The following is a 7,434-nucleotide window of genomic DNA, read 5'->3' as shown; positions in this document are numbered from 1 at the left end:
TGGCGACAGCGTGGCCGAGACCTCCCGCAACGTGCGCGCGTACCTCGACCACCTGCACATCCGATGAGCGGGCCGAGCCGTTCGCGATGCACGAAATCACCGCGAACGGCCCCGCACGCGGCAGGAATCGGCTAGTTGCCGGCGCCGGCTGGAGCCGTCCGTCGGCTACGGCCACGCTGAGAGAAGATCAGTCGCTGCGACCCGAGGAGAACCGATGAAGATCTCTCGTCACCCGGCCGGCGCCCCCTGCTGGGCGGACCTCGACACCACCGACGTCCCCGGCGCCCGCACCTTCTACGGCTCGCTCTTCGACTGGGAAGCCCTCGAACTCCCCAGCGGCTACGTGAACTTCACGCTGAACGGAGAGAAGATCGTAGGCGCGGTGGCGCTGCGTGAGGGCCAGGAGCACTCGGCCGGCTGGAGCGTCTACTTCATGTCGGAGGACCTGGATGCGACGACGAAGGCGGTCGAGCAGGCGGGCGGCCGGGTGGTGAGTCCGCCCACCAAGGTGGGGCCGGCCGGCACCGCCGCCGTGTACCGGGCGCCCGACGGTGCGCTCTTCGGCGCCTGGGAGCCGGACAAGCACATCGGTTCCGGCCTGGTGCGGGAGTCGGGCGCGCCGTCCTGGTACGGCTTGCGCACCCCGGACGTCGAGGGTGCCAGGGCGTTCTACGCGCAGGTCTTCGGCTGGACGTCGACCGTGCCCGCACCGGCGGGGGGCGCCGCCGCGCACCTGACCTTCGCCGGGGGTGTCGTGGAGTTCGGCGCTGTCACCAGCGGGCCCGAGAGCGCGGCCGGCTGGACCCTGCACTTCGGCGTCGAGGACATCGACGGCGCGGCCGTCACGGCGGCCTCCCTGGGCGGCAGGGTCGTCACCGTCCCCACCGAGCTGCCCGGCGTCGGACGCGTCGCCGTGCTGACGGACCCGGCAGGCGTGACCTTCGCACTGGTCCAGCACGCCTGACCGTGACGTGCCGTCCCGGCGGGCTCCCCGACCCGCCGGGGCGGCACGGGAGCACGTGCACGCTTCCTTCAGCCGGCACGTCCGGCGTGGAAGAAACCCCGCAGATCGTCCCCGCGGCTCGCGTCCGCCGGACGCGGTGCGCACGATCTGTCTGTCAGCCCGACTGTCCGTCAGTCCGAGCGCCGCGTACCGGAGGGAGGTGGTTCGCCGTGCAGAGCGAACCTCCGAGTCCGCCCCCGCGTACCGTGGCCCTCCACCCGCGTGAGCCCTGACGTTCCGCAGCTCACCCCCACCCGTCGGTGACGGTTCCGGTGCGCGCCTCCGAGCAGCAGCCACCCATCAGACCGTTCTGCCGAGGTGATCTCGCCGTGACGTACATCCAGCCGCCCCTCGGGCTTCGGAACACCCGGCTCGGCGCGCCCGAGAGCGCGCTGCCCTCCGAGTCGCCCTCCAGCCCGGCCTCCTGCCCGGCTTCCTCCCCGGCCTCCTGCCCGGAGGACTCGGTCGGCCGTCATATGACGACCCGATTCCTCGTGCTCGAAACCGACATGACGGTACGTCAGGCTCTGAGGGTGATCCACGACCGGGGGGCCGAAGCCGACACCCTGTACGCCCTTCCGGTGGTGGACCCGGCGGGCCGGCCGAACGGCATGGTCGCCCTGCGGGACCTGGTGCTCGGCGCGCCCGAGGACGCCGTCGCCGCCCACGCCGCGACGCCGGCCGCCCGCGCGCGCCCCGACGACCCCGCCGAGGGGGTGGCGCGGCTGATGCGGGAGACCGGGGCGTTCGCCGTGCCCGTCGTGGACGGCGAGGAGCGGCTCGTGGGGCTGCTCACCGTCGACGCCGCCGTCGAGGTGATCGAGGACTCGGACACCGAGGACATCGCCCGGCAGTCCGGCACCGAGCCCTGGACCGGCCACTACCTGGCGGCCACCGTGTGGCGGCTCGCGCGGTACCGCGTGGTGTGGCTGCTGCTCCTGCTGATCGCCGCGACGCTGACGGTGACCGTGACGGAGGCCTTCGAGAGCACCCTGGAGCAGGTGACCCAACTGGCCACGTTCATCCCCCTGTTGATCGGCACGGGCGGCAACGCCGGTGCGCAGGCGGCGACCGCTGCCGTGCGAGCGCTGGCCGTGGGGGAGGTGCGGGTGTCCGACCTGCCGACGGTGGTATGGCGGGAGTGCCGGGTGGGTGTGGTGCTCGGCGCGATCCTGGCGCTCCTCGGGCTGGTACTGGGCACCCTGTTCGTCGGTGTGCACATCGCTGTCGTGGTCGCCGTGGCGCTGGTCATCATCTGCGGCTGGGCAGCGACCGTGGGCGGCACCATGCCGTTGCTCGCCAAGCGCCTCGGCATCGACCCCGCGGTGGTGTCGGCGCCGATGGTCACGACCCTGGTCGACGCCACCGGTCTGGTCATCTACTTCCTCACCGCCCGCGCCGTACTGGGCCTCTGACCACCCACCCCCGCCCCCTACGGCAGCGCCAGTTCCGCCCAGATCGTCTTGCCGGACGACGTGTACCGCGTACCCCAGCGCTGGGTCAGCTGGGCCACCAGGAACAGGCCCCGGCCGCCCTCGTCGTCGCGGCGGGCGCGGCGGACGTGCGGGGCGGTGTGGGCGTTGTCGGAGACCTCGCAGAGCAGGGCGCGGTCCCTGATCAGGCGGAGCGTGACGGGACCGGTGGCGTACCGGATGCCGTTGGTGACGAGTTCGCTCACCACCAGGGCGGCGGTGAAGGACAGCTCGGACAGGCCCCAGTCCGCCAGTTGGCGTTCGGTGCGGGCGCGGGCGTGCGCCACCACGGTCGGGTCGGGCGGCAGCTCCAGGTCCGCCACGTCCGCGTCGGCCAGCCGCCGGGCGCGCACCAGCAGCAGGGTGGCGTCGTCGGACTGCGGGCCGGGCGGCAGCGCCGACAGCGCCCGGTCGCACAGCTCCTCCAGCGGGGAGCGCTGCCAGGCGAGCACCTGCGACAGCCGGTCGATACCGCTGTCGATGTCGGTACGCCGGTCCTCCACCACCCCGTCGGTGAAGAACGCCATCACACTGCCGTCCGACAGGCTCAGCTCGACGTTCTCGTACGGCAGCCCGCCGAGGCCGAGGGGCGGCCCGGGGGCGAGCGAGGACCAGGCCACCGCGCCGCTCGCGTCGGCCACGATCGGCGGCGGGTGGCCGGCGCTCGCCCACACGCACCGGCCGCTGACCGGGTCGTAGATCGCGTAGAGGCAGGTGACCCCGAGTGTCTCGTCGCCGAGCCCGTCGTCCGTGTCCGGCTCCGCCTCCTGCGCGACCAGGCCGTCCAGCCGGGTGAGCAGCTCGGCCGGGTCCAGGTCCAGCAGGGCGAGCGTCCGTACGGTGGCGCGCAGCCGGCCCATGGTGGCCGCCGCGTGCACGCCGTGCCCCACCACGTCACCGACGGTCAGGCCCACCCGGGCACCGGACAGCGGGATCAGGTCGTACCAGTCCCCGCCCACGCCCACCCGGCTGTCGGCGGGCAGATAGCGGTACGCCACGTCCACCGCGCTCTGCTCGGGCAGGTGCTGGGGGAGCAGACTGCGTTGCAGGACCAGGGCCGCCGCCTGCTGACTGGTGTAGCGGCGGGCGTTGTCGATGCCGACGGCGGCCCGCTCGGCCAGTTCCACGGCGAGCGCCTGCTCCTCGGGCCCGAAGGGGTCGGGGTTGCCGGTGCGCCGGAAGGTGGCGAGGCCGAGGACCGCGTCGCGGGTGACCAGCGGGACGAAGAGGCAGGAGTGGGCGGCGGCCGGGCCGGTGCCGTCCGGCGGCGCGGTGTCGAGCACGGGGCGGCTGGTGGCCAGGCTCATCGCCTGCGGCGAGGACGGCGGGTACGAGACGGGGCTGGTCCGGAACTCCTCCGGGCTCCGGCCGTGCATACGCAGCAGACTGTGCCCCGGCGCCGAGCCCGTCGGCGGCCGGCGCCCCTCGATGACCGCGGGCGGCAGCTCGACCAGCACCTCGTCGGCCAGCTGCGGCACCGCCACGTCCGCCAGCTCGGCGGCGGTGCGGCGCACGTCCAGCGAGGCCCCGATCCGCTTCCCGGCCCGCACCAGCAGCGACAGCCGCTCCTGGGCGCGGTAGCGGTCGGTGATGTCCAGGGACTCCTCGAACAGCCCGAGCGGTTCACCGCGGGCGTCCACCAGCCGGTGGTAGGAACAGGACCAGACGTGCTCGCGCACCGGGTCGGAGGGGGCCCGCCCCCGGTAGTGCATGCCCGTGATCGGCTCGCCCGTGGTCAGCACGTGCTCGATGATCCGGTCCTCGTCCGGAGGATGGTGCCGGGAGATGAACTCGCCCTCGGGGAACAGGTCACCGGCCGGCCGGCCCACGTACTGGGCGATCCCGCCCAGCTCCAGGTCGGTGGAGACGTTGCCCCACACGACCCGTGCCCGCGTGTCGAAGATCGTCAGACCCACGTCGGACTCGGTCGCCAGGCCCTGGAGCATCGCCAGCTGCGCCTCCCAGCCGCGCAGCGCCTCCAGGTCGGCCGCCACCACGACCGTCGCCGCGGCGCCCTGGTGCGCCAGCGGGCTGAACGTCACGGCCGCGCGCAGGGCGCGTCCGTCCCGGCAGCGCAGCTCCAGGACCGTGCTGCGGGGGCCCTGCGCGCGGCAGAGGGCGGACAGGCGCTGCGCGGGCTCCGCCGCGAGCAGCCGGGCGGCCGGCAGCCCGAGCACCTCCTCGGGCGCGTGGCCCAGCAGCCGCTCGGCCGAAGGCCCCCACCCGGAGACCCGGCCTTCGGCGTCCAGGACGGCGGCAGCGGCTCTGGACAGGTCCAGGGGGCTGTGGAAGTCGACGTCGGCCCCGTCCGGAAAACGCTCCATGACCCCGCTTCCCTTCGTACGCCCGTACGCCCTCCTCAGCATCCCGTGCCGTACGACGGACGACAACCGCACGCGTCCGGGGCCCGGTGCGCACAGGCGGCCACCACCGCTCACCCTGCGCGGTCGGCGATCACCGTGAACGCTCCGCCGGGCCCGGCCGGGCGCCCGGCGGAGACGGTTCACCGGATCAGTCCCGCGGCGCCGGCAGTCCCGCCCGGACGGTGCGGGCGGCGGCGACCAGGTGCTCCAGGGAGGTGCGGGTCTCCGGCCAGCCGCGGGTCTTCAGGCCGCAGTCGGGGTTCACCCACAGCCGCTCGGCGGGGATCGCCTTCAGGCCGGTGCGCAGCAGCGCCGCCACCTCCTCGGTGTCCGGGACGCGCGGGGAGTGGATGTCGTACACCCCGGGCCCGGCCTCGCGGGGGTAGCCGTGCGCGGCCAGTTCCCGGGCGACCTGCATGTGCGAGCGGGCCGCCTCCAGGCTGATGACGTCGGCGTCGAGGTCGTCGATGGCCTGGACGATGTCACCGAACTCGGCGTAGCACATGTGCGTGTGGATCTGGGTGTCCGGGCGCACCCCGGCGGTGGTGAGCCGGAACGCCCGCGTGGCCCACTCCAGGTAGGCCGGGTGACCGGCGGCCCGCAGCGGCAGGGTCTCACGCAGCGCGGGTTCGTCCACCTGGATGACGGAGGTGCCCGCCGCCTCCAGGTCGGCCACCTCGTCGCGCAGGGCGAGGGCGACCTGCCGGGCGGTGTCGCCGAGGGGCTGGTCGTCGCGGACGAACGACCACGCCAGCATGGTGACGGGGCCGGTCAGCATGCCCTTGACCGGGCGGTCGCTCAGCGACTGGGCGTACGACGTCCAGCGCACCGTCATCGGCCCGGGGCGGGAGATGTCCCCGGCGAGGATCGGCGGACGCACGTACCGGGTGCCGTAGGACTGCACCCAGCCGTGCTGGGTGGCGAGGTAGCCGGTGAGCCGCTCGGCGAAGTACTGCACCATGTCGTTGCGCTCGGGCTCGCCGTGCACCAGGACGTCGAGGCCGGTCTTCTCCTGGAAGGAGACCACCTCCTGGATCTCCGCCCTGACGCGGTCCTCGTAGCCGGCCGTGTCGATCCGGCCGGCCCGCAAGTCGGCCCGCGCGGCGCGCAGTTCACCGGTCTGCGGGAACGAGCCGATGGTCGTCGTGGGCAGCAGCGGCAGCCGCAGGTGCGCCCGCTGGGCCGCGGCCCGCTCCGGGTACGGCTGCGAGCGGCGCGCGTCGGCGTCCGTCACCGCCTCGGCACGCGCGCGCACCGCCGGGTCCCGGGTGATGGGCGAACTGGCCCGGGAGGCCAGGTCCGCCCGGTTCGCCGACAGCTCCGCGGTGATGGCGCCGGTGCCGTGGGCCAATCCCTTGGCGAGGGTGACGAGTTCGGCCGTCTTCTGCTCCGCGAAGGCGAGCCAGCGCCGGATCTGCGGTTCGATGTCCCGCTCGGCCGCCGCGTCCAGCGGGACGTGCAGCAGGGAGCAGGAGGCGGCCACGTCGACCCGGTCGGCCAGGCCGAGCAGGGTGCCCAGGGTGGTCAGGGACGCCTCCAGGTCGTTGACCCAGACGTTCCGGCCGCTCACCACTCCGGCGACCAGGCGCTTGCCGGGCAGCCCGCCGACGGCCGCGAGGTCCTCCAGGTTGCCGGCGCCGGCCTCGGTGAAGTCGAGGGCCAGCCCCTCGACCGGCGCCTTCGCCAGCACCGGAAGCGCCTCGCCGAGCCGGTCGAAGTAAGAGGCCACCAGCAGCCGCGGCCGGTCGGCGAGACCGCCGAGCTCGCGGTAGGCGCGGGCGGCGGCGTTCAGCTCGGCCGGGGTGCGGTCCTTGACCAGGGCCGGCTCGTCCAGTTGCACCCAACTCGCTCCCGCCGCGCGCAGGTCGGCGAGGACGTCGGCGTAGACCGGGAGCAGCCGGTTCAGCAGGGTGAGCGGGTCGAAGTCCGCCGCCACTCCGGGAGCGGGCTTGGAGAGCAGGAGATAGGTGACCGGGCCGACCAGGACGGGCCGTGCGGCGTGGCCGTGGGACAGGGCCTCGGTCAGCTCGTCGACCTGCTTGGCGGAGTCGGCCGCGAACACCGTTTCCGGGCCCAACTCCGGTACCAGATAGTGGTAGTTGGTGTCGAACCACTTGGTCATCTCCAGCGGCGCCGCGTCCTGGCTGCCGCGGGCCATCGCGAAGTACCCGGCGAGCGGGTCGGCGGCGACCGCCTCCCGGTGCCGGGCGGGGATCGCGCCGACCATGACGGAGGTGTCCAGCACATGGTCGTAGTACGAGAAGTCCCCGGTCGGGACCTCGTGGAGGCCGGCCTCGGCGAGCTGTCGCCAGTTGGCGCGGCGCAGCTCGGCGGCGGTGGCACGGAGGGCGTCGGCGGTGACGCGGCCCTTCCAGTAGCCCTCGATCGCCTTCTTCAGTTCCCGGTTCTGTCCCTGACGCGGGTAGCCGTACACGGTGGCCCGTGCGGCGCCGGAATCGGTGGTCACGGAGATCTCCTTCGCGAGATGGATCCCTGAGGTCCCGGCGACGGGACGAGGACGCGAAGGGAACGCGACGGAGGGCGACGGCACACGGGCCCGCCGCTTCACCTGACGCACGCCGACCCGCCCACGAGG

Annotated in this window: 4 protein-coding genes; 2 read left to right on the top strand and 2 right to left on the bottom strand. The window is 73.9% G+C overall.

The genetic code is table 11. From position 1 onward, the window contains the following. The first annotated feature begins 214 nt into the window (after positions 1-214). Both NX794_RS14120 and mgtE read left to right on the top strand, forming a co-directional pair. The gene (locus NX794_RS14120) at positions 215-964 is read left to right on the top strand and encodes a VOC family protein (RefSeq protein WP_258778843.1); all 750 of its coding nucleotides are present in this window, start codon (positions 215-217) and stop codon (positions 962-964) included. 368 nt (positions 965-1,332) lie between these two features. Then, the gene (gene mgtE / locus NX794_RS14115) at positions 1,333-2,418 is read left to right on the top strand and encodes a magnesium transporter (RefSeq protein WP_258778842.1); all 1,086 of its coding nucleotides are present in this window, start codon (positions 1,333-1,335) and stop codon (positions 2,416-2,418) included. Positions 2,419-2,435: 17 nt separating this feature from the next. Here the strand turns inward: mgtE and NX794_RS14110 are convergent, their stop codons facing one another. Next, positions 2,436-4,799: an ATP-binding SpoIIE family protein phosphatase gene (locus tag NX794_RS14110; RefSeq protein WP_258778841.1), complete on the bottom strand. Its 2,364-nt coding sequence runs from the start codon at positions 4,797-4,799 to the stop codon at positions 2,436-2,438. 187 nt (positions 4,800-4,986) lie between these two features. Further along, on the bottom strand, positions 4,987-7,305 hold the full coding sequence (gene metE / locus NX794_RS14105; protein WP_428985899.1) for a 5-methyltetrahydropteroyltriglutamate--homocysteine S-methyltransferase: 2,319 nt from the start codon (positions 7,303-7,305) through the stop codon (positions 4,987-4,989). Between the last annotated feature and the right edge of the window lie 129 nt (positions 7,306-7,434).

This window comes from Streptomyces pyxinicus (assembly GCF_024753135.1).
Classification (GTDB): Bacteria; Actinomycetota; Actinomycetes; order Streptomycetales; family Streptomycetaceae; genus Streptomyces; species Streptomyces pyxinicus.
Note: the sequence above shows the minus strand (reverse complement) of the source record. Positions and strands in the feature narration are given on the sequence as shown.

Bases quoted from the DNA above. Each gene is read 5' to 3' on its own strand.
- NX794_RS14120 (WP_258778843.1), top strand. From the start codon at position 215: ATGAAGATCTCTCGTCACCCGGCCGGCGCCCCCTGCTGGGCGGACCTC.
- NX794_RS14110 (WP_258778841.1), bottom strand. From the start codon at position 4,799: ATGGAGCGTTTTCCGGACGGGGCCGACGTCGACTTCCACAGCCCCCTG.